This window comes from Vallitalea okinawensis (genome assembly GCF_002964605.1).
In the GTDB taxonomy this organism is placed as follows: domain Bacteria; phylum Bacillota; class Clostridia; order Lachnospirales; family PQDH01; genus Vallitalea_A; species Vallitalea_A okinawensis.
Window position 1 is genome coordinate 810,239 of record NZ_PQDH01000002.1, and the last position, 26,002, is coordinate 836,240.

A 26,002-nucleotide genomic window follows, 5' to 3' on the forward strand; every position below is an offset into this window, starting at 1 on the left:
TTCGGGTTTATTTTAGCGCACAACAACTATACATTTTTATGATTTATAGCTAAATATTTTGAGAATCAAAATTTTTGTATTTTAAATTTATGGCTCATATGATATAATTTAAAATTGTGAGTAAATGTAAAAGGGGGTAAAAACATGTTAAGAAAAGAGAATAAAATTAAGTATTTTCATCAATTGAAAACTAAAATTACACTCTCATTCTTGTTTGTAAGCATTTTCATATGCTCGGTACTATTTGGACTGGTCTATTTTCAGAGTTACAATCTAGTCCTTGAAGACCTACAAAGAAATTCTTTGAATATCGCCAAGGCTACTTCTGAAAGAATTGACGCTAAAACTTTACAAGAACTGAATACTGAAGAAGATATGGATCATCCATATTATACTCAATTAGGAGAAACCTTAAATGATATTAGAAAGATTTCTGGAGCTAAATTTTTATACGTTATGACCTTGAATGATCAGGGTGAATACATTTACATAATAGAAAGCTCCGACTATAATAGCGCAAACGCTACACTTATAGGTGAGGTTGAAGAAAACTATTATGCCAGTTTCAGTGACGTTATGGCAGGTAATGCTGTTAGTGAAAATGAGATATCTGATGATGAATATGGTAAACTCCTATCTTCATATAGTCCGATACAAGACGGAGATCATGTTATTGGTTTTGTTGGAGTGGACTATGATGTGGAATCAGATTACCAAGCTTTTCATGAATTCAGGATTGAAATGTTACTATTAACGATGATTCTGTTTATATTAGTTTCATTGGTTGGGCTATTTATCTCTAACAAAATAGCTAAACCTATTATGTTGCTATCAAAAGAAGCTACTAAACTTGCTTCATATGACTTAACTATTGAAGGTTTAACGTTTAACTCAAATAGTGAAATAGGTGTACTTGCTAATAGCTTTAATGAAATGGTCCGTAACTTAAAGATATTAATTAATAGCATTGTACAAACATCAGTAAAAATTAATGAAACTTCAAATTCAATATCAGCTGCTTCTGAAGAAGTAACTGCTTCTAGTGAAGAGATTTCCTCAATGATTCATGAGATATCCATAGGCGCAGTTAATCAGGCTAATGAAGCCAACACTACTTTAACGACTACTAACAATTTATCTGAAAAGATTGAAGAGATAACACAAAATTTAAAGCTATCTGTTGATGATGCTATGGAAATGAAATCAATGAATGAATTAGGTCTTCAAACGATAGATGAATTGGATCAAAGCATCAAGAAAGATACTGAAGTACGAGTTCTTGTTCGAGAAAGAATTGAGGAATTATCCGATAAGTCAAAGTCAATTGGTGCAATTGTTGACACCATCAATTCCATCGCCGAGCAGACAAATCTCCTCGCACTTAACGCTGCGATTGAAGCAGCTAGAGCAGGTGAACATGGTAGAGGCTTTGCTGTTGTTGCAGAAGAAGTAAGAAAATTAGCTGAACAATCATCAAAAGCTACAATGGAGATAACTCATACTTTAGAATCCATTATCCAAGTTGTCGGTGAAACAAGTCAATCCATGCATGACTCTAAAGTTATGGCTGACAGCGCTTCCAGCCATTTGGAAACTACAAAGGCAACCTTTAAAGAGATTAAAATTGTTTCTGATGAACTGGTCAAGAAAATAGAAGGTCTTGGTAATCAAATTGCTTACGTCGATCAAACCAAACTGGATGTGGTCACATCCATTACAAATATTTCTACGATAACGCAACAATCAGCATCTGCAACCCAAGAGATCAGCTCTTCTGCAGAAGAACAAACTGGTTGTACGGAAAACATTGCAGAATCCATTCAAGAACTGAATACCATGATTAAAAAATTACATGAAACTGTTGAACTATTCAAGATTTAAAAGAGGCTGTCTAATGACAGCTTCTTTTAAGTGAATGTGATTTTAGAATTACTCATAAAGCTCTTGAACAAATTGATGAATATATGCTTCCACAAGCTCAACTCTCCCATCTACTTGATGAATATAATCAACTATAGCTGATCCAACGATAACTCCATCCACAAAGGGTTTGAAAAAAGAAGCTGTAGCTGGTGATTGAATGCCAAACCCAACCGCAACTGGAATAGGAGCTCTTGCCTTAACTTCTTGAATAAAAGTAAGCGCACTCTCAGAAAATTTTTTCCGCTTACCTGTGACTCCTAATGATGAGACACAGTAAATGTACCCTTTTCCACTTTGAAGTATCTCTTCTACTCTATTGATGGAAGTAGGTGTCACAAGTGGTATTGGAGCAATATCATGAGCAATCATGATGGGATAAATTTCATCGCTTTCTTCGAATGGTACATCAGGAATAATAAGACCATCAATACCGACTCTTTGGCATTGTTCCATAAAGTTTTGTATGCCATATTGAAAGATGGTGTTGAAGTATACTAAAAACACTATAGGTATCTCTGTATCTTGTCTTAACTTACTTATCACACGAAATATATCATTTACTTTTGTTCCTGCATCCAAAGCTCTTTTAGCTGCTTCTTGTAGAATCACCCCATCTGCTAAAGGATCTGAATAGGGGATACCTATTTCAACTATATCTGCTCCTCCACTAATCATAGCTTTAACTAAATCAATGGTTTTCATCAAGGAAGGATCGCCTGCAGTTATAAAAGGGATGAATGCTTTTCTATTTTCTAACTCTGCTTTTTTAAATGCATTTTCAATTCTTATCATCATACTTCCCCTATCTTAGCAACAGTTTGAACATCTTTATCACCACGGCCTGATAAATTAATTAGAACTATTTTCTCTTTTGTCATTTTCTTAGCAAGCTTTGTACCGTATGCTATTGCATGAGAGCTTTCTAGTGCAGGAATTATCCCTTCGGTACTGCTCAATAATCTAAACCCTTCCAGAGCTTCATCATCCGTTACGCCCTTATACTTAACACGCTTCCTTTGAAATAAATGAGCATGTTCTGGTCCCACACCTGGATAATCTAACCCAGCAGATATAGAATGAACGGGTTGAATATGCCCTTCTTTATCTTGTATGAGATAGGTTTTCATACCATGCAGGACCCCAATTGAACCTTTAGAAATCGCTGCTGCATGGTGCTCAGTGTGTAGACCATATCCAGCTGCCTCAACACCAAATAACTGAACTGTTTCAAAAGGTAAGAAAGCGTTAAATACTCCTGAAGCATTACTCCCCCCTCCAATACATGCAACAACAGCATGAGGTAACCGCCCCTCGATTTTAATCATCTGTTCTTTTGCTTCTTCTCCAATGATTTTTTGAAAATAGCCAACCATTCTAGGATAAGGATGTGGTCCCACTACAGAACCTATAACATAGAAAGTATCTTCAGCTCTTCTAACCCATTCTCTAATGGCTTCGTTAGTAGCATCTTTTAATGTGGCTGTTCCTGAGGAAATGGATTGAACTGTTGCACCTAGCATTTTCATTTTGAAAACGTTCAACTTTTGTCTTTCAATATCTTTTTCTCCCATAAAAACTGTACAGGTCAATCCAAACAAGGCTGCGCCAGTCGCTGTTGCAACGCCATGTTGTCCTGCCCCAGTCTCAGCAATGACATGTTTTTTCCCCATTCTTTTAGCTAATAGCATTTGTCCGATTACATTATTAATTTTATGAGCACCTGTATGATTCAAATCTTCTCTCTTTAAGTATATTTTAGCCCCTCCAACCTTTTTCGTCAGACGATTGGCATAGTATAAACTAGAAGGTCTACCTACGTACTCTCTAAGGTAGTAAAGGTATTCCCTTATAAAGTTTTGATCTTGCATACAGTCAACAAATGCTTTCTCTAATTCCTTGAGGGGTGACATCAGTGTTTCTGGCACATATTGACCTCCGAACTCACCAAATTTCCTTTCAAGATTCATAACCTTTCACCTTTCTAATAAAATCTCTTATTTTTCCTTCATTCTTTGACCCATCTATTTCAACTGAAGAGCTAACATCAACAACATGAGGATTGACTATGTTAATTGCTTCATTGACATTTTTTGAGTTTAACCCCCCAGCCAGAACTGTAAAATGATTCCTATAAATATCCTTAGCCATATACCAATCAAAAGATTGGCCCGAACCTCCTCTTTTTCCCTTTACATATGTATCCAGAAGTATCCCCTCCACATCCTTATAAGATTCTATCCTTTCAAAACTCCTCTTATCTTTGATACTAAAGGTCTTCCATACTTCTCTTCGAAGATCAGCACAAAAAGAAGGGTCCTCGACACCATGTAGTTGGATTATATCTAGAGAACAAACATCAGCAATTAGCTCGATATCTTCTTTAGGGGCATTTACAAAAACCCCCACTTTCTTTATACCTTTTCTCACTTTTTTAGTCAGTAACTGTGCTTGCCGCATTGTTAAGCGACGTTTACTTTCTGCAAAAATAAATCCAATATAGTCAACAGGATACTTATTAATCATTAAGACATCTTCAAGACGTGTTACCCCGCATATTTTGATTTTAGTATCTATAACCATTTCTAAGCACCTCACTTTGCTTCACTATATCTTTAGCTCGCATAAAACTTTCACCGACTAAGATCCCATTAATAGGTGTTCCCTTTAGTAAGGATACATCCTCTTCCCTATGAAAACCGCTTTCACTGACTAAAAGTACTTGTGGAGGAACATGGGAACATAGTTCTAATGATGTTCCAATATTGGTCTCAAATGTATGTAAATTACGATTATTGATTCCTAAAATCTCTGAACCAACCTCTAAAGAAGATAGTAATTCGTCAACCGTATGGACTTCTACCAAGGCATCTAAACCTAATTCATCGCATAGACCTATAAACCTTTTTAGTGTTTCCTTTTCTAGTAGCGAACTTATTAACAGGATGCAACTAGCTCCAAGAGCCTTTGACTCATAAATCTGGAATTCATCGATTATAAAGTCCTTTCTCAAAGTTGGGAGCTTTATTTTTTGGCTAATCTGACTTAAGTAATCCATACTCCCAAAAAAGTAATCCTCTTCAGTAAGTACTGAAACTGCATCAACAGCTTCTTCATATACTTCTGCAATTTTAGTTGGTTTAAAATCTTCTTTAATGATGCCACATGTTGGAGATCCTTTCTTGATTTCACCTATTATCGATAATCCTTCCTTAGCAATCTGAGATTTAAAATCCCCCTTACCCCTTTCACAATGATCAACCATTCGATAGATCTCTTTCTTATAGGATTTGCTCATTTGTTGAAGACGCTTCTCTTTTGCTGATACGATCTTTTTCAATATTGATGGTAAAGTCATGAAGTCACACCTCCTGAAACTTGAATGATTTCTTGAAGCTTTTTATAAGCCAAACCTTCATCGATGCATTTTCTCGCTACATCTATACCTTCACTCATTGAAGATACTTTTTCACCGACATAAAGTGCTGCTCCAGCGTTCATAAGAAGAATATCTCTAGCTGCTCCAAGCTTACCTTGGAAAATATCTTTTATGATTTGTCCATTCTTTTTGGCATTGCCTCCAGTAATATCTCCACTTCTACCTAATGGAATACCAAAATCTTCTGGATGTATTTCATAAGATGATATGTATCCCTCCTTTAACTCGGATATTATTGTTGAACCGGTAATTGATATTTCATCAAGTCCTTCTTTACCATGGACTACTAATGCTCTGTCTACTCCTAATGCTCTTAAAACCTCGGCCATTACTTCAGTCAGATTCTCATCATAAACACCTAATAGTTGATATTTGGCACCTCCTGGGTTCACTAGTGGTCCCAATAAATTAAATATTGTTCGAAAGCCCAAGGCTTTTCTAACAGGCATAACATTTTTTACTGCTTTATGATAAAGTGGTGCAAGCAAAAACCCAAAATTAGTTTGCTTTAAACACATAGCCGTTTCTTCTGGTGATAGATCAATTCTTACACCTAAAGCCTCTAATACATCCGCACTTCCACATAGACTGGAGAAAGAGCGGTTACCATGTTTCAGTACTTTAAGTCCTGCGGCAGCAGATAAAAGCGCTACGGCAGTAGAGATGTTAAAAGTTCCAGAGCCATCCCCTCCTGTACCACATGTATCTAAAGTATCTGTAGGAATATCGGATATGGTTAACGCTTTTTTGCGGAGTACCTTAGCACCTGCTGTCAATTCTGTAACTGACTCTCCTTTCATTTTTAATGCTGTAAGTAAGCTTGCTATTTGGTTGTCATGGATTTTACCTTCCATCATTTTTTCCATACAATGAATCATTAATTCCTGATTTAAATCATCACCATTAATGACTTTTTTCAACGCTTTTGCAAACATGCTCTCACTCCTTTTATGAATTTATAAACACTTATTACTACTTTTAATCATTGTCAGCTAGACAATAGATTCTAGAGTCTTTGTATACCCTCTAGGAAATTAGTTATAATTTTCATGCCTTCTTTTGTATAAATTGATTCTGGATGAAACTGCAATCCATAAACATAATGTTCTCTGTGTTTAATTCCCATAATCACGCCATCTTTTGTTTCAGCAATAATGCTCAATTCCCTAGGCAATGTCTCTCGATCTACTACAAGAGAATGGTATCTTGCTCCTTGAAAGGGTAGTGAAATGCCATTAAAAATGACATCATAGCTATAGTAAATAGGGGACTGCTTTCCATGAAAAATTGCTTTAGCTTTTATAACCCTGCCTCCAAACGCTTCTCCAATACATTGATGCCCTAAGCATATTCCCAGGATTGGTATAATACCAGATAACATCTTCACCACGTTAACGCATACCCCAGCTTCTTCAGGTTTTTTGGGACCGGGTGATATAATAATAGCTAATGGATTCAACTTTATAATCTCTTCTACAGTAATTTCATCATTTCTAATAACCATCACATTATCATGAAATTCACTTAAATATTGGTATAGGTTATAAGTAAAAGAGTCGTAATTATCGATTAATAAGATCATTTGATTACCTCCTTACCAATGACCTCTTCATTAATTCCGATAGCTTTTAAAAGGCCTTTTAGCTTATTCCAAGTCTCCTCATATTCCTTTTCCGGACAGGAATCTGCAACTATTCCGGCACCTGCTTGTAAATAAACTTTTAAATCATGGATGATCATGGTTCTTATCGCTATGCACATATCCATATTACTATCAAACCCAAAGTATCCAATAGCTCCACCATAAATACCTCTTTCATCACTTTCTAATTCTTCAATAATTTGCATGGCTCGAATTTTAGGTGCCCCTGTTAAAGTCCCTGCTGGCAGGAAGGCTTTAAGCACTTCAAATGGATCTACATCTGATTTTTTCTTTCCTTCGATTAAAGATACCAAGTGTATAATATGGGAAAAACACTTGATCTCTTTGAATGCCTTAATGTTTATTGACCCTATTTTTGCAACCTTCCCCATGTCATTACGTCCTAAATCGACTAACATGACATGTTCAGCAACTTCCTTCTCATCATGAAGAAGTTCTTCAGCTAGCCTTTCATCTTCTTGTCGATCTTCTCCCCTTTTACGTGTTCCAGCTATAGGGCAAGTCTGTATATTATCATCGTTTAATTTTACTAGCATCTCAGGTGAACTTCCTACGACTTGGTAAGTACTAAAGTTTAAGTAAAAGAGGTAGGGAGATGGATTAACCTGCCTAAGGTGACGATAAAGATTGAAAGATGATGTGGGTTGATCCACAGTAACCCTTCTAGATAGAACTACTTGAAAGATATCTCCTTCAACTATATACTCTTTAGCTCTTTCAACCTGTTGCATAAAAGTTTCTTGATCCACATTGGATTCCAGTTGTCCATCAAATACTACATCTGATAATGATTCTAATTGTAGATTAGAATCTTCTATCAGTTCTTTTATCTCATACAATTTTTTCATTGCAATTTTTGCTCCTGTTGGCGTTATATTCTCAAGTACAATCAAATGAACTTTATTGAGATAGTGATCATAGACGATAACTTCCTTCACAAACATTTGATGAATTTCAGGTAATTCTAGACTCTCATTGTTAAAGTCCGGCAATTTCTCATACTGTCTAACAACGTCATATCCCACCGTCCCTACTGCTCCCCCAACAAAAGGTAATTCTGTATCATTTTCAATCTTATAAGCATTTATATACTTTTTTAATATCTCTAGGGGGGAACCTTCTTCAAAATAGATACAACCTTCCTTTTCAATGATTATCTTTGACCTTCTAGACTTAAAGGTCATAAAAGGACTTTTGCCAATAATTGAGTACCTTCCTGTCCCTGTTTCCTTACTTTCAAGTAAAAATCCTTGCTCGTTTCTAACATATTTTTGATAAAGTGTTATCGGTGTCTCCATGTCACTGGATAGTGTTAAAATATAAGGCTTTAACATCTTTTCACATCCTTTCAAAATTGATAATCGCTTATTTTTCTGCACAAAAAAAACCTTATCCTCCCGTAATATGGGACGATAAGGTCATCGTGGTGCCACCCAAGTTCAGCATTAAAGAATTATTGTAACTCATGTTAATAATTAAGACTTTCTTCAGTGGCTTACATGTATTCAACAACAAAAAAAGGTATTCCATCTCACTATGAGACGAAATACCTGTGTATTCGCTATGCCACTCAACAATAATCAACTGCTCTTTTTCAGATACGGAAATATAGTTTTCGATATCCTATCTCTATAACGGGAGAATCCCGGCATCAGCTACTTGTTACCTTTCACTTAGCATCTCATGAACCCATTCCTTTACTTCATCTGTACCGGACCTTTCACCAATCGCCGGCTCGCTGAGACAAAATCACTAAAGTACTTCTTTCAATCAAAGATTTTGAATTATTATATTGTTCATAATGTTAGCACATAACAAAAGATTTGTAAAGACATATTTTTATTTAAAGCTTTATAAAATTTGTCTCTCCTTTCTCCTATATGGCACATATGATTAATATAATACAAATTTCAAAATGACTCCCTTATATAACCCCAAAACTCCATCTCAACTAACCTTAAGTATAACGGCAGATAAATCTAAATGACAAATAAAGTTAACCTCTGCCATTATTATTTATCAAAAAACCTCTACAATCATTTTATAATAAAGACTGTAGAGGTTTTATAAACTACTATTCGGAAATCAACTGCCATTTTATACCAAATTTATCTACTACTGAGCCGTACATATCACTAAAGAATTGAGGACCAAGTTCTACTATAACGTTTCCGTCTTCTTCTAGTTTGTTAAATGCATTGCATACCTCATCAACTGTTTGAAAAAATACGTTAAAACAGATCATGTTTCCTGCAATGGTTTTTTCCTGTGTGTCGCTAAAATTAAAAGGCGTGCCACAGATCGTCATACTGGAGTGCATAACTAGGTCTTTCATATCATCTGTTAAAGTAAATCCTGAATTAGATGGTGCATCACGATAAAACTCCACTTTCTTATGAGTTACATTAAATACTTTTTCATAAAAAGCTATTGCTTCATTACAATTTCCCGGGAAGTGAATCGTAGGTGAAATCATATTCATTATCTCCTTTCAATTTATATGATTAATCAAAGTCTTTCAGACGATTTTATCATATTGAAAATATATACAATGACGTTGATACTTGTGGCTTATTTAGCAATAAAACTCATGCTATCCTCAATTAATTCTATCAGTAATATCGCCATTCCTGTCATGAATATCTTAAAACAATTTAAGTATTTTGTCCATATCCCTTAAATAGCTATGTTTTTTTACGAAATAACCTATCGTAGAGTTTTCTTTTACTTTCATACCACTTTTTCATATAATTTCTGGTTTCTGATATATCTTGCCATTGATGATAATCTTATTATACATTACATCCTAAATTGATTATTGTAAAAAACGGACATATTCAATTTACACCTTAAGGACATTTTTACTATAAAATAATATATCACTTGAAATATCAGAAGTTGGTGCTTGGATATCAAATTTAAAACAATTGTAGTTTGTTAGTTCCACAATGACAGTCAATAGGTAACACTTCCTTCTATGGGTTTTACTTCACTATATACTTGTACAATATTTTTGCTTCAATATTGTTTTTTCTATTTCTATTAATTTCAATTCAATCTATAATGTGATATAATTTACTCTATAAAACAGAGATCACTTTTTAAAGTTCAGGATTAAACAGCTCAATCGTGAGACAAGAGATAATTTATAAAGACATTTTTAAATTACTTTAAAAATCGCTCGGGGGGATTACTATGGGACTGAATAATTATATGGAAGATATTGTTTTTAATGCGATAAAAGAATTAATGAAAGAAACCGAATACTGTTCTTGTGAAAAATGTATGTATGATATTGCAGCTTTGGCTTTGAATGAATTACCTCCAAGATACATTGTAACTGAAAGAGGTGAATTATATACCAAAACTGAACTGCTTCATAAACAATACCCTATAGATATCATATCGGTTATTACAAGAGCTGCTGAGATTGTAAATAAAAACCCTCATCATGATCATATAGATTAAAATATATTCTATCTTTGTGAAAACGCATCATATTCAAATCATTGAGTATGATGCATCTAGGCTGGTTTTTTTTATTATTCAATTTCTTCTACCAAAAATTTTACTTCTACAGAAGCTGGTATTACCAACATTGGGTATTCAATATCTTTCAATTGTTGCCCCGTAATAATAATTTCATCTATTATTTCATCAAAGTTAGTCGTCTCCTCCAAAACCAATGGAGTAGGAATGAGTCTTGTGTTCATACTCTCTGCAATTATATTAGCTTTGTCATAAGCTGTTAGGACCGCATTTTTTAGAGCCATATTATAGAACTCATATACATTACTTAGTGTTATTACGATTCTATTAATTATAATATCTTTTTCTTGCTCTATATTATAAACAAACTCACTCATCGAAGAATAATCATAAAAATATACAGCAATAAAAGTAGTTGCTTGATGCTTTAATATATTATTTTCGTAGTCGAAAAAAGGTGTTAATATTTCCTTTTCAACCCTTATATCTTTATCCTGGACACCAGTTCGTTTTAACCATTTTAAGATTTTATCTACAGTGTCACTATTTAACATTTCAGTTTCAACAGGATCTTCACCAGTTGAAACTATATTGGCTATTACTATCCCCATATCTGGAAGAGTGTATTCCTTGGCAATACCTCTAACAATAATTTCACTACGCTCATTCCTACGCATATAATTCCTGTGAATATTGTACATCAGTGCTCCACCTTAAATCACCACTTATACTTCAATATATGATTTTCTTTTTTTTTAATTACTATAATATTCACTAATTGTACATGCAGTTATCATTCAAGTCCTACTTCCTTTAGATGCCAAGTACTCATCAATAGATTCCTTCAATTTATTACAGTAAAGTCATTCTTAATCTAAACTAAAATCTCTTTATGTAATCTCTAAAGTTTAGCATTGTTGTATACTATACCACAATTAGCAAACTCACATAATAATCCGTCACCAACGAAGGTTTGGACAGGTTTACCCTTTTTCTGTCCTCCTAAAATAGCTTGAATACCTTCAATTAGTTCATAAATAATATCTGGCTTTATAGGCTCACCATGTGAAGGTAATATAATATCAAACATACTCAATTGGGATAGAAGGTTCTCTAAACAGAGTAAATAGGTGCTTAAAGATTCTGAATGATCAAGGTGCATCCATATATCTCCTTTTATTATTGAATCTCCAGAAAACAGTATTTTTTCATCTTTATCTAGTAAAGCTATACCACCAGGGGTATGCCCAGCCAGTTTAATAACTTCTATAATTTTATTTCCTAAATCAAAGGTATGTCCAGATTTAATAGGAATAATATTACCTAAATCTGATTGAATCCAGCTTTCAGTAGAAAATGTTTTTGGATAAGGTCCGTGTAGTGGATTATTCAGTGCCCATAAACGATTTTCTTCTTTAAAGCATCCTTCAAGGATAGGGATATCATCTTCGCAGATATGAACATTATCGAATTGATAATCTCCACTAACATGATCAGGATGACCATGGGTATTAACTAATATGACTGGTAAATTAGTAATTTTTGATATGACATCTCGAAGATTCCCCACACCCCAACCAGTATCAATTATAAGAGCTTTTTCACTACCAACAATAAGGTAAATAGTATCATGTCCATGATCATCAATTGCGTAAATATTTTTCGCTACTAAGTTAACTCTAAACCAATCTTCACTCATATATATCAGTCCTTCTTTAAATATGACATATATTTGGCATCTTCAAAGTATTTGATTTTACCTTTTGAAGACGCAAAATAATTGTCTATACTATATTATAAACAAACATACGTTTGGTGTAAAGCATAATCATATGTCCTAGAGTTAAATGAAAAAGTAATTGTCTGGTTATAATTACAAATACGAATTTTAAAATAGATTTACACCGCCAAAATGTACAGCTTAAAAATATATTCATTAGAGTATTTAATATAAAAAAAATTGCATTTAATTTAGCGAAAGATCAATTATAGTTATTTTGTATATTGAAAGTTAGTCTTGAGATAGGCTACGATTACCTAGACAGATTATTTATAGTTATATATTATTAATTAATTAAACAAAAAGGAGATGTTTACATTCAATACAGTAGAATTCAGACATGCATTAGAAAAATCGATACAAGAGACATATGATTTTGATAAGGTGATTCTCAATCAGTTGGATGCACATGATGGAAGTATGAATACTGTTTTTCATATGTGTAGTACAGCATCAGAAGGATATGTTAGAGTTACAACAAGAGCGGACAGAAGTATAGCAGATTTGATGGCTGAGGTTGACTTCATTCGCCATTTAGATGTATATGGTGTATCAGTAGCCACCCCCTATACATCTAAAGACGGAAAAGATGTTTCCATTATTAAGCATATGGAGAATGTGTTTTGCTATGTAATATTTCGAGTAGCAACTGGTGAGCAATTAAGTCATAGGGGGTATAAATATATTGAGGGTATACCACTAAGTAAACATCACTATAATTGTGGTCAAATTCTTGCTCAGATACATAAGGCTTCTGAGACATATATACCTACTGCTGGGTACAAGAGGCATCATATTCTGGACCACTTTAAAGTGTTAATTGAAACTTTAATACCTTATGAAATGATTGTAGTTCGTGGAAAGTTCAATGCACTCATTAATCAATTGGAACAATTAGAAAAGGTAGATATGAGTTATGGAATGATTCATGGCGACTTTGGTGATGGTAATTATAATATTGACTATCGCAATGGAAATATTACACTCTTCGATTTTGATGATGCTGGGTACTGTTGGTATATGTATGAGATAGCAAGTGCTTGGTCAGCTTCTACAGGCTGGGTTATGCATGAAGGAGATTTGGTAAGACGAAAAGTGTTAATGGATCAGATATTTGCAACCATTGTAGAAGGTTATCGCTCTATTAGGGTGCTGGATGACGCTTACATTGAGCAGCTACCGTTATACTTGAAGTTAGTTGAGATGGAGCATTTCCTTGGCGAACTATTGTATGTGACGATTACAGAAGGTGCTATTGATTTTGAGGATGAAGAACTACAGGAACTAATTCACTGTATAGAAAATGACATTCCATATTTAGGTATATATGAGGGTGATTAATAGGGCTTTGTTATTAATAATGAAAGCTTCCTAAAGTACAGAAAGTTATTATAACTAATCATTAGTATTGTCAATAGATATGTATGATATAATTCAAAACCTCTACAATCTCTTCTAATAAGGGGTGTAGAGGTTACATTATTTTTATGTTATTTTATTAATTCATATCGCCATTCAGTAAATTCACTAAATATAAGTATTGCACCCAATAAACTTGAGTATAATTATCTTCTTATATAGTTTGAACAATATAGGTAAAGAAATCAGATGTAGCTGTTTTCATTCGAACTATGTTCTATTTTATGCACAGTATATTAGATTACTTCAGAAACTCTTTAACTTTATCAATAAATAGGACTCCATTTAGATGGTCAATTTCATGGCATAAACACTTTGCTAGATCTCCTTCACCCTCAATTATTATTTCCTTCCCCTCATCATTTAAGGCTTTAACTTTAACTTTTGCAGGTCTATCTAATTTACCCCATTTTCCTGGAATACTCAAACAACCTTCTGTTACTTCTTGAATTCCATTAGATTCAACTATTTCAGGATTAATTAGATTTATTAACCCTTCCCCCATATCTATTACAACTAGTCTTTTAAGTATTCCTACCTGTGGCGCAGCTAAACCTGCTCCATTTTCTGAATACATAGTATCAGCCATATCTTTTAATAGAGTCAAGATTCTATCATCAATTCTTTCTACTACTTTACTATGCTTTCTTAAAATATAATCCCCGTGCGTTCTTATATTTCGTAATGCCATTCCAAAACCCCTTTCTATCCATAACATACAATTATAGCCTAAAAATAGACCGAGTAAATTATATCACATTATAGACTAAATTGGAATTTATAGAAGTAGGAAAAACTATGTTGTAACTGACCTTTATCAGTTAAATTTTTTATTTCAATTGACATGAGGAATTCACCCTCAATGAATATAGCATGTAAAAAATTACTATTGAAAGTATAAATAAATCCGAAATCATGGCTATTGCCTCTTTTAAATTTATCCCTTCTGAAATTCTAGAAATATGTAGTAAACCTGCAATTCCTAAATATATGCCTCCTGAACAAGCAGCTGCTTTTCTCCATTCAGAAAAATATAATGATGCAATCCCAACAATACCCAAGCAAATATTTGCGAAACCTAATTCTCTGATTACTACATAACTTTCCTCACTAACTTGGAGAATTGATGCTGTAAACTTAGGATTTATTGACTGACTAAGGCCAACTGTTAAACAACGTAAACCGATTCCCCAAAAAACAAACCATTTTATGACTATTAAAATTATTTCACCTGAATTATAAGTTTTCTTTTTAGAAAAAACCTCAATCAAAATTGATGATACTGGTAAAATAAACATTACTCCAACTATGTAATATAAATATAAACTCCACATATAACCCCTCTTTTCTTATAAATCTATGTTCCGCACTAATAACTTGTATTCTTATAGATCAAAAATAGTATATAACATATAAGAGAGCAAACTAAACTTTAATAGTTTAGTTGTACTAATAAGTTCCATGATACCCTCCTGATTATTTTCTTTATAGTAAAAATCGCTCATCTGATTCCAAAACCTTCATTCTGTAATAAGCATTGATATCTTTGCTTTTATAGTAAATTATATCACAATATAGATTAAATTTGGAATTTATCAAGAAAATTAGGTAGATGACATTAATCAACGCTTTATATAAAATGAACATATTTAGTTAAATGAAAAACTAACTTCTAGTTTTCAATCAACTCCTGAAATTGAAAGACTTAGTGCCAGTTTTGACGTATAGAATTATCACAAAACTGCAGAATTGAGTACACTTATTTGCATATTTTGATATATATGCATGACAAATAAGCCTCTGAAAGAATGCGTACATGATTTATTTCCAGTTGCAATATCGAAAGACTTAATTCTAGTATTAGATAAAAAATGAGCTTGTTGATTAAAAGATAGTTTATAGAGAGAAACTATCTTCTAATTAATTATTCTATATTTTTATAATTTATATCTTCACTGCGAACAAAAGTATGACATAACGAACAATGGTAACTACTTGTTATTATCTTTAAGTTATTTCCATAAGAATCTTTCTCAAATTTTTCTGTTTTATTTATTGTCATATCTGCAATAGAGTTGCATTTAGGGCAGTACTCAGAAATCATTTAATACATCTCCTTAAAGTTTAATATAGTACTTAAAATATAATTTAGTAAAGTTTCAATCATTGCATTTTTCTGCATTTACGAATTCACTTATATACGTAAATGAATAAAACTAAACTTTAATTCATTTTTGTCATACAATGTTTCAGTATTTTAAATAATACTTCTCCACTTTCACTATCAAGTTTATTTTCTTTATCATTTTTATAGTGATGAGCAAATTCCTCATCATAATATACTTGATCATTTATTTTTATTGATTCTTTATATCGAGGGCGTAAATGAAAATGGACATGTGCACAAGTTTCATTTTTCTTTTGTGCATTATTCATTAAACAAGTCCAATTGAACATTGTTGCATCCAGAGCCTTAGAAATAACTTTTTCTAATAAGTCAATAGTATATTTCAAATCATCCCACTCTTGTAGATATAGGCTGCTTAAGGATTCACAATGACGTCTAGAAACTACTATGCAACGTCCGATATAATCTTGCTTATCGGCCAGATACACTTTCCAAAAATCACTTGTATAAAATAACCATTGCTCATCTTCTGATGACAGATTACAGAATTCACAGCTCCCCATGGGTTACCTCCATCTTTTCTGAATGAGTAAATTATATCACATTATAGATGAAAATGGTATTTATTATGAAAACTAGGTTCTTTAGTGTTAACTAACTTTTTTTTAGAGTTAAATGAAAAACTAACTCCAGTTTTTATTCATTCCTTGAAATTACAAGACTTAACGCCAGATTAAAGAATTTAAATCGTACTAAAACTGAAAAAAACATAGAGCCTATCTGAATATTATGATTTGCGTGCATGACAAAAAAGTCTCCGAAAGAAAGTGTGCATGACTTAATTCCAGTTGCGAGATCGAAAGACTAATTTCCAGTAGGGGCAAGATTCTCCACCATTAAGGCATTTTTTCTATGACAATACGTTGAGAAGATGTCAAGTGTTTACTGTTTATTTATATCATCAATATACAGATTTACCCACAACAGAGCATCCTTACTATCGTAATGGTATTGTAATATAACGATGTCTCTTCTATATCTTCTCCATATCTCTTTTATGTCTCCTTTTTATCGACAGCTAATGAAAAGTACGCTCTTATGCCATTCGATGTATTGATTATACCTCTATCACTATTATGCAGTTCTAAAATATTATTAACTATAGCTAATCCAAGACCACTACCGCCCGATGATCTATTTCTCGATGTTTCTATTCTATAAAAAGCATCCCATATATGTGCTAACTCTTCCTCAGATATTGCTGTTCCAGTGTTATCAATATAGACATACAGATCCTCTTTCTTTACTTCTAATATTATAGTAATATCTTCATAATCATAGGAATACTTAATTGCATTACTTATAAGATTTAATAAAACTTGCTCGATTTTCTTTACATCTCCAATGACAAAAGTTTCTTGCCCGTCGATTTTAATTTCAATATTCTTTTTTCTCGCATCATTTGATAATTTCCTACTGATATTGTGAACACATTTCTTGATTCTAAAACTCATAAATTCTGTCTTAACAGTCCCTGATTCATAATTAGTTAATTCTATAGTCTCTAATACCAATGAATTTAATCTTGAAATTTCATCTTCTATTACCATATAGTGATAATCAGCTTTCTCAGGTTTTATACTATCTTTTCGCATCTGAACAAATCCAGCAATTATACCTAATGGAGTTTTAAATTCATGAGATAAACTTGCCAGTAACATTCTCATTCTTTTTTCTTCTTTTTCTTTTCTTAAAGCTTCATCACTTAATTCATCCATTTTAACTTTAAGATTTCTTGAAATTTCATTCAAACTATCACAGAGTTCACCAGTTTCATCATTCGATACTATATGAAGTTGCGTTTCAAAATCTGCAGCAGCTATGTGCTTAGCATAGTCATTAAGTTGTGTCATTGGTTTCTTAAATTTTCTAGCAAAGAACAGCCCTGCTAATATCACAATCAATGTGGTAATCAAATATTGTATCATATAGAAATTATTCAAAGCTCTAAATATCGTTTGAACATTTTCTAATGTAAACAACATAGCGTAAAATACATACTCGTCTTCATCATTTTTCACATAACCAATTTTGTAGTACACCTTTAATTTAGAGTCCACATCCTCAAAATAAGTTTCACCATTTTGATCAGCTAGTTGTATCAATTCCTGTTCAGACATATCGGTATAGATATATTGTTTTATTATGTTCCAAAGTCTTCTACTTTGAGTCTCTAATTGATTTTCTGAACTTTGTTTAAACTGTACATCTATTACATTTGCTTGAAAAAACTCTTGAATTTCATCTTCTTTTGCTGCATAGGTCTCTTCCCATTCCCAATAGGCTTTATAATTGGTATACACATGATTATCAATTTCTATCTCCACTGCATCTACATAATCTGTGCCCTTTATATGTATACCTCTTATGCTTATTTCTGAGCCAGTGTTTTCATTCAGTTGTTGATGAACACTTTTACCATTTTCATCAAACAAATAGTCTATCAATACTTTTGAATATTGATCATTTTCTCTTTTAACCATCACGTAGTTAAAATCATTAAAGATACTACTTCCATAAATGTTTAAGTCATCATTTAATAATACAACAGAAGCATTATGTTCATTATAAAAGTTCGTAGCTAAACTATCATTTGCCAACGTCTCGTTTGAACTGGATTTCAAATTGTCTTCAAAAGCTTCTATATCATTTTCTATGGTATCAACTCTTAAATGATAGTATATCTCTTCCATTTCAAAATTCTGAATGATTAAACTAATAGTTGCAATAACGACATTAATGGTTATTATTACTATAAAACTTTTCGTTATAATACTATTAATGAATTTAGTCTTTCTCATATTTATATCCCATACCAACTACGGTTGTAATCATTGAACCATAACAGCCTAATTTGGTTCTTATTTTTAAGATATGATTATCTACAACTCTTGTACTACCATAATAATCATATCCCCATATCTCATCTAAAATTTGATCTCTAGTTTTTACAGCCCCATTTGCTTTTATTAAATAGATCAATAAATTGAATTCCTTAGGCGAAAAATCAACTTTTGTACCATCAATAGAAACAACTCTTTGATCGAAGTTAATTTTAAGTTTGTCGTTCTCATATGTCGAATGAGCAATTGTTCCATCTAATCGGTACAAAAATCTTTTTACTTTAGCAACCAATACTTTAGGCATAAAAGGTTTTGTTATATAATCATCAGCACCTAAATTATAACACTCCAATTGAGACGTCTCATCTTCTAATGCAGTTAGCATAATAATACCAACATCTGACTCCTCTCTAATTTTAGAACAAACATACTTACCATCAAGTCCTGGCATCATAATGTCTAAGATCACCAAATCAATTGTTTCTCTTGAAAAAAGATCTAAAGCTTCACTACCATTTGAAGCTTCAAGTGTAATCCATTCCTCTTCTTCAAAATATTCTTTTATAAATTCTCGCATTCTCATTTCATCTTCTACAACTAAAATTTTAAAACTCATAAGAACTCCTTTAAAAAATTGAAATCTTATTACCTTTAACTATATTAATTATATCATTTAGTTTACAAATTATGAAATATCCTCTGGCTCATAAAGTAAATTTTTTCAATAATATAATCCACAAATGATTATTCTATAATTAATTTGAACCCTATTGTTTAAAGTGAATTTTTACATTTACATATAATATTACGCTAAAAATCATACATCAACATGATTATATTTAAAGACCCTATAGACCGACACTTTTAATGTTTATCCATAGAGTCCATTTAACTTTTCAATAACTTAATATTAATCAATTGATTGAATCGTTGCTCTGAACTTATTATTAAACTTCATTTCTGGTGATTCAACGTTATAAAACCCTAAATAATTTACATAGTTATTCACTACATCTACTGGATCTATTATAGCAACATCATCATGATTTACCTCAATGTTACCACTTTTTTCTTTTGTGTCTAAGCTTACATTTTTCTTTAAAGCTTCATATAAATTCTGATCTTTCTCAATTGAATTTAATACAAACGAGAATTGGAAATAACCATAAAGCGATGGATCACCGCCTAGATTATGATATTCTGCATTAAAATACTCAGCAGTATCTCTTCCTTCTGGTACTGGATTTTCCATTTTAGAAAGCACTTCTTTTAAAACAGCTTCTAATTCATTTATAAATTCCTCTTCACCAATTTCTCGCCAGTATGCAACTGTAATATCATTAACACTTTGTTCCTCATCATATAAATCAGTTTCAATATCATATACACCTCTAACACCATGTGATACTTCATGTACTGGATTAAATTTCATAAAATATATCTTGTAAAACTCTTCACCTTTTTTCATGTCACCATCGAAAAATGATGCAAAGAATGTTCTTGTGTCTTCAGGTACTTTATCCCATGTTGCATAATTAAGTGTATCTAACGGATTATTTAACGCTTTATATCCTACAAAACCTCCAACTGCCAACGCAACTATTAAAATACCAATAATTAGTTTCTTCATAATACTCTCTCCTTTTCTTATCAAGATATATTAGTATTTTAATATGACGATGTCTCTTCTAAATCTCCTTCATATCTCTTTTATGTCTCTTTTTTATCAAAAGAGCACCATATCAGTGATCCAAATTGAAAAAAATATAGTTTCTCAATAAAAAAGTCATAGAATATGAGTTTAGCTCAAATCTATGACTTTAATCTTAAATATTATATGACTTCCATTTTAAATGAAAATAATGATAATAGTGATAATACGTGCAAAGAAATATTATCAAGCAACACGAGAAGTAAAATTCTTTCTATTCCCACTCAATAGTTGCTGGTGGTTTAGAAGTAATATCATATACGATACGATTTACTTGACTTACTTCATTAACGATACGTCTTGATACAATATCAAGTACATCGTAAGGAATTCTTGTCCAATCTGCAGTCATAAAATCTGTCGTTGACACTGCACGTAAAGCGATGGTGTAATCGTAGGTTCTCTCGTCCCCCATAACACCTACACTTCGTGTATTGGTCAATACTGCGAAATATTGTCCAATTTCAGGTTGAAGACCTGCTTTTGCAATCTCTTCTCTAAATATATAATCAGCATCTCTTAAGATATCTAACTTTTCCTCTGTTAAATCACCAATAACACGAATAGCAAGACCTGGTCCTGGGAAAGGTTGACGACTAACTAAGAATTCTGGGATACCTAATTCTCTACCTAATTGTCTTACCTCATCTTTAAAAAGATCACGTAAAGGTTCAATTATTTCTTTAAAGTCTACGTGGTCAGGTAGCCCTCCAACGTTATGGTGACTCTTAATAACTGCAGCATTCTTTGTACCACTTTCAATTACGTCTGGATAAATTGTACCTTGTACTAAGAAATCAACTTTTCCAATTTTCTTGGCTTCTTCTTCAAAAACACGGATAAATTCTTCACCAATGATCTTACGTTTTTCCTCTGGATCGTCTTTCCCTGCTAATCGACCTAGGAAACGTTCTTGAACATTTACACGAATAAGGTTCATATCGAATTGCTCACTAAAGATTTGTTCTACTTCATCACCTTCATTTTTACGAAGTAGACCATGATCAACGAAAATACATGTTAATTGCTTACCAACTGCTTTATGAATAAGAACTGCTGCTACTGATGAATCTACTCCACCAGAAAGAGCACAAAGTACTTTCTTATCACCGATTTTTTCTTTAATAGCTTTTATGGATTCACTAGCAAAATCTTTCATGATCCAATCCCCACTACATACACAGACCTCTTTTAAGAAATTTCTTAACATCTTATTTCCTTCTGGTGTATGAAGTACTTCTGGATGGAATTGAACACCATATAATTTCTTCTCTTTATTTTCCATTGCTGCTACTGGACAAGTTTCTGTGGTAGCTGTTATATCAAAACCTTTTGGAGGTTCTGAAATATAGTAAGTATGACTCATCCAACAAGTTGTTTCTTCTTCTACAGTATTAAACAAAGCACTTTTTGAATTTACTTTTAACTCTGTTTTACCATATTCTCTTTGATCAGCTTTGCTTACTTCACCACCTAATAAGTAGCCCATCATTTGGCAACCGTAGCAAATACCTAATACAGGAATATCTAAATCAAAAATACCTTTATCTACAATTGGTGCATCTTCTTCATATACAACACTTGGTCCACCTGTAAAAATAATACCTTTTGGATTTTTTTCTTTAATCTCTTCTAAAGGAGTATCATAAGGCATTACTTCACAGTATACATTAGCTTCTCTTACCCTTCTTGCAATAAGTTGATTATACTGTCCACCAAAGTCTAGTACGATGACTAATTCATGACGCATCTCTTTACCTCCTGAGTTTTGACCATTTTATTCCTCAAATTCCTCTGACTGTCGATTCAGAGAAAGCACTAAGCCAACTCATAATTATAACAAATGATAACATAAAAACACATCTAAGTCCATAACACAATTTAACTTTTTTGAACTAAAAAAGCTGACCCTAGATATATTGCTTAGAATCAGCTTTTTCATATTACTCATGTAGACCTATATTAAGCGGTTTACCTGTTTCAGCAAGTGTCTTAATATTTGACAACATAAGCCACCAGTTTTCTTTTGTATTTTCATAGGCTGGGTCACCCTCATCCCAATCATCATGAATAACAATAAGCTTTACAAAGTGCTCCGATGGCTTGAGTTCATAAGTTATTGTTGAGGAAAATCTATTACCATTATCTCTATAAGCATCACCAACTATAAATGTATGCTTAAGTTTTTCATTCACTTTAACGTCCTCAATAATCCCTTGAATATGAAGAGTATTGTCACCATCTCTTCCAGGACCAATATATTGAATAGAGTCTCCTTTTTTAAATGTTGAATGGACTTCAGCTCCATAAAAAATTTTTGAACTTCCTTCTGGAGTTGTAAGAATTGACCATATGTTTTCTAAGCTTGAAGCAATATAAAAATGATAGACTAATTTCATAGAAATAACCTCCTTCAATCTTGATAATACTATTATAATGTTCTAAAATATAAATGTATTGTAGAAATGCGACATAAAAAAGGAGGTTATTAATATGAAACCAGACTATTTAAATGCTATTGTGCATATGAATGAACTTGAGAATCAAACAAGTTTCAATATAATCCCTCCAAGTAATGATTTAAAGCATATAGTTGAATTATTTTGGTCCATTAAGTGGAATCTTCCTGATGGGAAAGTATTTAATCAACAAATTATTCCCAATCCTCATATCAATATTGTTCATTATGGTGATTCTACTTTTGTAGAAGGAGTCGTTAAAAAATTGTTTGAATATCATCTGCAGAGTTCTGGTGAGATCTTAGGAATCAAATTCAAAATAGGTGCTTTTAACAACTTGACAAAGGTAAAAATGAGTACATTTACAAATCAAAAAATCCAAATTGGTGAAATACTTGAACCTACTCAATGGGAAAATCTGAAGGATTTGAATAGCACTGAAGAAAAGGTTGTATATATGGAAAATCTCTTACTTAACTACGCACATCCAGTAGATAATAAAGGTTTATTTGTAGAAAAAGTTATCAACTATATACGAGAAAATAAGTCCATAACTTCTGTTGATATGGTTGCTAAAAACTTCAATAAGAATATTAGAAGTATACAAAGAGATTTTGATACCTATGTAGGCGTAAATCCTAAGTGGATCATACGCATGTTCAGGTTGCAGGAACTAAATAAGGAATTAGAAATGGATTCTACTCCTCATTGGGCTGATCTTGCAGCAAAGCTAGGGTATGCAGATCAACCCCATATGATCAATGATTTTAAATCAATTTTAGGCATTACACCAAGAGAATATAAAGAATAGACATAGAAAGAGGGTGGCGTCAGAGCCACCCTCTATTTATTCCGATAATAGTGCATTTATTTTATCAATAAGCATAGATAAAGCAACTTTATTATAGCCACCCTCTGGGATAATAATATCAGCATACTTTTTACTTGGTTCAACAAACTCTTCATGCATGATTTTAACTGTTGTTAGATATTGATCGATAACAGCATCTAAACATCTACCGCGTTCTTTAACGTCTCTTAATAAACGGCGGATAATACGTACATCTGAATCTGTATCAACAAAGACTTTAATATCGAAAGCATCTCGAAGTTCTTTGTTTTCAAAAATTAAAATACCTTCAACGATAATAACACGGGAAGGTTGCACATTGACTGTTTCTTCCATGCGATTATGACTTACAAAAGAATATACTGGTCGTTCAATACATTCATCTTTTTTTAATAGATTGAGATGCTGAATTAACATATCTGTATCAAATGCATTAGGATGATCATAATTCAGTCTTGCTCTCTCTTCCAGTGATAATTCATCATGTGCTCTATAATAGTAATCATGACATAATGTCACAACTTTCTCTCCAAATTGTTCAGTTAGCTTTTTTACTAAAGTTGTCTTACCAGAGCCGGTCCCCCCAGCTATGCCTATGATAATCGTATCTTTCAAATTTCACCACTCCATTAGGTATTTGTTAATATCTATTTAAACATCTCTATAATTTTATCAGTCAAGTTGCACTTTGTCAAAAGAATAATATTTCTAAATATATTATTAACTTATGCAGTGAATTTACACTCAATATAAGCAAACAACCAAAATTCATTCGGATTTTTGCATGAATTATCTAGTAAATACATCCAATATATCTTGCTTAAATAATCAATCTATGTTATGATGCAATTGAAAACTTAATAAGAATCGCTAGGGGGGCTGGTAATGCCAGCTGAGATAAAGAACTTAATTCTTTGACCCTTGACCTGATCTGGTTAATACCAGCGTAGGGAAGCATATAATAATTATTTCTGACTTATAAGCACAACTCTACAGTTGTGCTTTTTATATTTGTCTTTTTATATTTATTTGTATGAAACCATGCTTTCTTACCCACTCAACTAATAGATAACCATTCAGTGTCATCATGTGATTAAGTATTGACAAAGGAGGGTTTTCAATGCAGGTAAATACACGTAAAATTACCATTTCAGCTTTATTTATTGCTATTGGTGTAGCACTTAGCCAACTGTACATACCAATAGGTGTCTCAAAATGTTTTCCTATCCAACATTTTATTAACGTCATATCAGCTATATTTCTTGGACCATTTTATGCGGTTTTAAATGCTTTTCTCATTTCTTTAATTCGTAACCTGTTAGGAATGGGATCCCTATTAGCTTTCCCTGGTAGTATGGTTGGAGCGTTATTGGCTGGTATCTTTCATCACTACTTCAAAAACATGTACATAACAGCCATAGGAGAAATCATTGGAACTGGATTATTGGGTGCATTAATAGCTATTCCAATCGCTAATATCTTTATGGGAAGTAGTTATGGTGCTTTCTTCTTCATTCCACCTTTTATCATCAGCACAGTAGCTGGATCACTCATAGCGATTATTGTTATGAAGTGTATACCAGTAAAGAAAATAAATGAGTTGAAACGCTATGAACTCAAATAAACAATTATATCTCGTAACAGATCATCGAATACCATTTGATCTGTTGGAGAAAAAAGTGAAACTCTGTCTTGAAGCAGGTATTGATGTTCTTCAATACAGAAATAAGTATGCTGATACTCGAGTCCAATATGAAGAATCAAGCAGACTAAAAAAATTATGCCATGAATTTGGAGTTCCATTCATTATTAATGATCGAATTGATGTCGCACTAAGCATTGATGCTGATGGCATTCATCTGGGTCAGAGTGATATGCCTTTAGATATCGCTCGACAACTTCTTGGACCTGATAAGCTTTTAGGAGCATCTGTTCATAACAGCCAAGAAGCTTATGATGCCATAAAGGCTGGTGCAGACCATGTAGGTGTAGGTGCACTTTTCCACACATCCACTAAAGTCAATACTAAGTTAATCTCTTTAATCGTATTAGAAGAGATTAGAGCTACCATTAAAGATATACCTATCTATGGAATTGGTGGTATCACACCCAATAACTTAACTTCTGAGTATTTAAAGATTTTAGACGGTGCTGCTATTATTTCTGCCATATTAAATTGTAGTAATCCTACAACAGAAGTTAAGAAATTTAATGCTTTATTAAAGAAACAAAACTAAATCT

Annotated in this window: 25 protein-coding genes, 1 riboswitch and 1 other annotated feature; of the genes, 6 read left to right on the top strand and 19 right to left on the bottom strand. The window is 32.6% G+C overall.

The annotated features are described in order from the left end of the window. Positions 1-144: 144 nt before the first annotated feature. Positions 145-1,881, top strand: coding sequence for a methyl-accepting chemotaxis protein (locus tag C1Y58_RS08635; RefSeq protein WP_105615609.1), 1,737 nt, complete (start codon positions 145-147; stop codon positions 1,879-1,881). Positions 1,882-1,929: 48 nt separating this feature from the next. Here C1Y58_RS08635 and trpA read toward each other — a convergent pair whose 3' ends face one another. From trpA to C1Y58_RS08675, 8 genes are all read right to left on the bottom strand, one after another. Further along, positions 1,930-2,715, bottom strand: a complete 786-nt coding sequence (trpA, locus tag C1Y58_RS08640) for a tryptophan synthase subunit alpha (RefSeq protein WP_157950025.1) — start codon at positions 2,713-2,715, stop codon at positions 1,930-1,932. After that, positions 2,715-3,890, bottom strand: coding sequence for a tryptophan synthase subunit beta (trpB, locus tag C1Y58_RS08645; RefSeq protein WP_105615611.1), 1,176 nt, complete (start codon positions 3,888-3,890; stop codon positions 2,715-2,717). Before trpB ends, trpA begins: the two co-directional genes overlap by 1 nt. Continuing rightward, the gene (locus tag C1Y58_RS08650; protein WP_105615612.1) at positions 3,880-4,503 is read right to left on the bottom strand and encodes a phosphoribosylanthranilate isomerase; all 624 of its coding nucleotides are present in this window, start codon (positions 4,501-4,503) and stop codon (positions 3,880-3,882) included. The genes trpB and C1Y58_RS08650 overlap by 11 nt, the downstream gene beginning before the upstream one ends. Further along, positions 4,487-5,278: an indole-3-glycerol phosphate synthase TrpC gene (gene trpC, locus C1Y58_RS08655; protein WP_105615613.1), complete on the bottom strand. Its 792-nt coding sequence runs from the start codon at positions 5,276-5,278 to the stop codon at positions 4,487-4,489. The genes C1Y58_RS08650 and trpC overlap by 17 nt, the downstream gene beginning before the upstream one ends. Beyond that, a complete protein-coding gene (trpD, locus tag C1Y58_RS08660; RefSeq protein ID WP_105615614.1) occupies positions 5,275-6,294 on the bottom strand; it encodes an anthranilate phosphoribosyltransferase in 1,020 nt (339 codons plus the stop codon). Before trpD ends, trpC begins: the two co-directional genes overlap by 4 nt. Positions 6,295-6,365: 71 nt before the next feature. Beyond that, positions 6,366-6,941, bottom strand: coding sequence for an anthranilate synthase component II (locus tag C1Y58_RS08665; protein ID WP_105615615.1), 576 nt, complete (start codon positions 6,939-6,941; stop codon positions 6,366-6,368). Continuing rightward, positions 6,938-8,356, bottom strand: coding sequence for an anthranilate synthase component I (gene trpE / locus C1Y58_RS08670; RefSeq protein WP_105615616.1), 1,419 nt, complete (start codon positions 8,354-8,356; stop codon positions 6,938-6,940). The genes C1Y58_RS08665 and trpE overlap by 4 nt, the downstream gene beginning before the upstream one ends. A 68-nt stretch (positions 8,357-8,424) precedes the next feature. Next, positions 8,425-8,805 (bottom strand) — a binding site (T-box leader). Positions 8,806-9,096: 291 nt separating this feature from the next. After that, positions 9,097-9,498, bottom strand: coding sequence for a VOC family protein (locus C1Y58_RS08675; RefSeq protein ID WP_157950026.1), 402 nt, complete (start codon positions 9,496-9,498; stop codon positions 9,097-9,099). A gap of 719 nt (positions 9,499-10,217) precedes the next feature. Here C1Y58_RS08675 and C1Y58_RS08680 point away from each other — a divergent pair. After that, positions 10,218-10,490 carry a late competence development ComFB family protein gene (locus C1Y58_RS08680; protein ID WP_105615618.1) on the top strand — a complete coding sequence of 91 codons (273 nt, stop codon included), beginning with the start codon at positions 10,218-10,220 and terminating at the stop codon, positions 10,488-10,490. A gap of 74 nt (positions 10,491-10,564) precedes the next feature. On the opposite strand, the gene C1Y58_RS08685 is transcribed toward C1Y58_RS08680, so the two are convergent. Both C1Y58_RS08685 and C1Y58_RS08690 read right to left on the bottom strand, forming a co-directional pair. Further along, positions 10,565-11,212, bottom strand: coding sequence for an SIMPL domain-containing protein (locus tag C1Y58_RS08685; RefSeq protein WP_105615619.1), 648 nt, complete (start codon positions 11,210-11,212; stop codon positions 10,565-10,567). A gap of 200 nt (positions 11,213-11,412) precedes the next feature. Then, the gene (locus C1Y58_RS08690; protein ID WP_105615620.1) at positions 11,413-12,210 is read right to left on the bottom strand and encodes an MBL fold metallo-hydrolase; all 798 of its coding nucleotides are present in this window, start codon (positions 12,208-12,210) and stop codon (positions 11,413-11,415) included. Between the two features lie 390 nt (positions 12,211-12,600). Between C1Y58_RS08690 and C1Y58_RS08695 the strand changes: the two genes are divergently transcribed. Next, positions 12,601-13,632 (top strand): phosphotransferase enzyme family protein, encoded by a 1,032-nt coding sequence (locus C1Y58_RS08695; RefSeq protein WP_105615621.1) that lies wholly within the window; start codon positions 12,601-12,603, stop codon positions 13,630-13,632. Between the two features lie 319 nt (positions 13,633-13,951). Here C1Y58_RS08695 and def read toward each other — a convergent pair whose 3' ends face one another. From def to C1Y58_RS08740, 8 genes are all read right to left on the bottom strand, one after another. Continuing rightward, positions 13,952-14,401: a peptide deformylase gene (gene def, locus C1Y58_RS08700; RefSeq protein ID WP_105615622.1), complete on the bottom strand. Its 450-nt coding sequence runs from the start codon at positions 14,399-14,401 to the stop codon at positions 13,952-13,954. Between the two features lie 139 nt (positions 14,402-14,540). Continuing rightward, positions 14,541-15,044, bottom strand: a complete 504-nt coding sequence (locus C1Y58_RS08705) for a DUF6790 family protein (protein ID WP_105615623.1) — start codon at positions 15,042-15,044, stop codon at positions 14,541-14,543. 889 nt (positions 15,045-15,933) lie between these two features. Continuing rightward, complete coding sequence (locus tag C1Y58_RS08715) at positions 15,934-16,401, bottom strand: HIT family protein (protein ID WP_105615625.1); 468 nt, start codon at positions 16,399-16,401, stop codon at positions 15,934-15,936. A 492-nt stretch (positions 16,402-16,893) separates the two neighbouring features. Continuing rightward, positions 16,894-18,699 carry a HAMP domain-containing sensor histidine kinase gene (locus C1Y58_RS08720; protein ID WP_105615626.1) on the bottom strand — a complete coding sequence of 602 codons (1,806 nt, stop codon included), beginning with the start codon at positions 18,697-18,699 and terminating at the stop codon, positions 16,894-16,896. After that, positions 18,686-19,357, bottom strand: a complete 672-nt coding sequence (locus C1Y58_RS08725; protein ID WP_105615627.1) for a response regulator transcription factor — start codon at positions 19,355-19,357, stop codon at positions 18,686-18,688. The genes C1Y58_RS08720 and C1Y58_RS08725 overlap by 14 nt, the downstream gene beginning before the upstream one ends. Before the next feature lie 294 nt (positions 19,358-19,651). Beyond that, the gene (locus C1Y58_RS08730) at positions 19,652-20,371 is read right to left on the bottom strand and encodes a hypothetical protein (RefSeq protein ID WP_105615628.1); all 720 of its coding nucleotides are present in this window, start codon (positions 20,369-20,371) and stop codon (positions 19,652-19,654) included. A gap of 295 nt (positions 20,372-20,666) precedes the next feature. Then, on the bottom strand, positions 20,667-22,202 hold the full coding sequence (gene guaA, locus C1Y58_RS08735) for a glutamine-hydrolyzing GMP synthase (protein WP_105615629.1): 1,536 nt from the start codon (positions 22,200-22,202) through the stop codon (positions 20,667-20,669). Between the two features lie 193 nt (positions 22,203-22,395). Further along, positions 22,396-22,851: an SRPBCC domain-containing protein gene (locus C1Y58_RS08740; protein ID WP_105615630.1), complete on the bottom strand. Its 456-nt coding sequence runs from the start codon at positions 22,849-22,851 to the stop codon at positions 22,396-22,398. A gap of 94 nt (positions 22,852-22,945) precedes the next feature. Here C1Y58_RS08740 and C1Y58_RS08745 point away from each other — a divergent pair, with 94 nt between their 5' ends. After that, the gene (locus C1Y58_RS08745; RefSeq protein WP_105615631.1) at positions 22,946-23,722 is read left to right on the top strand and encodes a DUF6597 domain-containing transcriptional factor; all 777 of its coding nucleotides are present in this window, start codon (positions 22,946-22,948) and stop codon (positions 23,720-23,722) included. A gap of 36 nt (positions 23,723-23,758) precedes the next feature. On the opposite strand, the gene udk is transcribed toward C1Y58_RS08745, so the two are convergent. Next, positions 23,759-24,376, bottom strand: a complete 618-nt coding sequence (gene udk, locus C1Y58_RS08750; RefSeq protein WP_105615632.1) for a uridine kinase — start codon at positions 24,374-24,376, stop codon at positions 23,759-23,761. 247 nt (positions 24,377-24,623) lie between these two features. Further along, positions 24,624-24,731, top strand: a riboswitch (TPP riboswitch). Positions 24,732-24,881: 150 nt separating this feature from the next. Between udk and thiW the strand changes: the two genes are divergently transcribed. Continuing rightward, entirely contained in the window at positions 24,882-25,385 is a 504-nt protein-coding gene (thiW, locus tag C1Y58_RS08755; RefSeq protein WP_105615633.1) for an energy coupling factor transporter S component ThiW, read from the top strand. Further along, complete coding sequence (gene thiE / locus C1Y58_RS08760; RefSeq protein WP_105615634.1) at positions 25,372-25,998, top strand: thiamine phosphate synthase; 627 nt, start codon at positions 25,372-25,374, stop codon at positions 25,996-25,998. Before thiW ends, thiE begins: the two co-directional genes overlap by 14 nt. Positions 25,999-26,002: the final 4 nt, after the last annotated feature.

Bases quoted from the DNA above. Each gene is read 5' to 3' on its own strand.
- thiE (WP_105615634.1), top strand. From the start codon at position 25,372: ATGAACTCAAATAAACAATTATATCTCGTAACAGATCATCGAATACCA.
- C1Y58_RS08665 (WP_105615615.1), bottom strand. From the start codon at position 6,941: ATGATCTTATTAATCGATAATTACGACTCTTTTACTTATAACCTATAC.
- C1Y58_RS08715 (WP_105615625.1), bottom strand. From the start codon at position 16,401: ATGGGGAGCTGTGAATTCTGTAATCTGTCATCAGAAGATGAGCAATGG.
- trpC (WP_105615613.1), bottom strand. From the start codon at position 5,278: ATGACTTTACCATCAATATTGAAAAAGATCGTATCAGCAAAAGAGAAG.
- C1Y58_RS08705 (WP_105615623.1), bottom strand. From the start codon at position 15,044: ATGTGGAGTTTATATTTATATTACATAGTTGGAGTAATGTTTATTTTA.
- C1Y58_RS08650 (WP_105615612.1), bottom strand. From the start codon at position 4,503: ATGGTTATAGATACTAAAATCAAAATATGCGGGGTAACACGTCTTGAA.
- C1Y58_RS08720 (WP_105615626.1), bottom strand. From the start codon at position 18,699: ATGAGAAAGACTAAATTCATTAATAGTATTATAACGAAAAGTTTTATA.
- C1Y58_RS08635 (WP_105615609.1), top strand. From the start codon at position 145: ATGTTAAGAAAAGAGAATAAAATTAAGTATTTTCATCAATTGAAAACT.
- guaA (WP_105615629.1), bottom strand. From the start codon at position 22,202: ATGCGTCATGAATTAGTCATCGTACTAGACTTTGGTGGACAGTATAAT.
- C1Y58_RS08695 (WP_105615621.1), top strand. From the start codon at position 12,601: ATGTTTACATTCAATACAGTAGAATTCAGACATGCATTAGAAAAATCG.
- C1Y58_RS08685 (WP_105615619.1), bottom strand. From the start codon at position 11,212: ATGTACAATATTCACAGGAATTATATGCGTAGGAATGAGCGTAGTGAA.
- C1Y58_RS08740 (WP_105615630.1), bottom strand. From the start codon at position 22,851: ATGAAATTAGTCTATCATTTTTATATTGCTTCAAGCTTAGAAAACATA.
- thiW (WP_105615633.1), top strand. From the start codon at position 24,882: ATGCAGGTAAATACACGTAAAATTACCATTTCAGCTTTATTTATTGCT.
- C1Y58_RS08675 (WP_157950026.1), bottom strand. From the start codon at position 9,498: ATGATTTCACCTACGATTCACTTCCCGGGAAATTGTAATGAAGCAATA.
- def (WP_105615622.1), bottom strand. From the start codon at position 14,401: ATGGCATTACGAAATATAAGAACGCACGGGGATTATATTTTAAGAAAG.
- trpD (WP_105615614.1), bottom strand. From the start codon at position 6,294: ATGTTTGCAAAAGCGTTGAAAAAAGTCATTAATGGTGATGATTTAAAT.
- trpA (WP_157950025.1), bottom strand. From the start codon at position 2,715: ATGATAAGAATTGAAAATGCATTTAAAAAAGCAGAGTTAGAAAATAGA.
- C1Y58_RS08680 (WP_105615618.1), top strand. From the start codon at position 10,218: ATGGGACTGAATAATTATATGGAAGATATTGTTTTTAATGCGATAAAA.
- C1Y58_RS08730 (WP_105615628.1), bottom strand. From the start codon at position 20,371: ATGAAGAAACTAATTATTGGTATTTTAATAGTTGCGTTGGCAGTTGGA.
- C1Y58_RS08690 (WP_105615620.1), bottom strand. From the start codon at position 12,210: ATGAGTGAAGATTGGTTTAGAGTTAACTTAGTAGCGAAAAATATTTAC.
- C1Y58_RS08725 (WP_105615627.1), bottom strand. From the start codon at position 19,357: ATGAGTTTTAAAATTTTAGTTGTAGAAGATGAAATGAGAATGCGAGAA.
- trpE (WP_105615616.1), bottom strand. From the start codon at position 8,356: ATGTTAAAGCCTTATATTTTAACACTATCCAGTGACATGGAGACACCG.
- C1Y58_RS08745 (WP_105615631.1), top strand. From the start codon at position 22,946: ATGAAACCAGACTATTTAAATGCTATTGTGCATATGAATGAACTTGAG.
- trpB (WP_105615611.1), bottom strand. From the start codon at position 3,890: ATGAATCTTGAAAGGAAATTTGGTGAGTTCGGAGGTCAATATGTGCCA.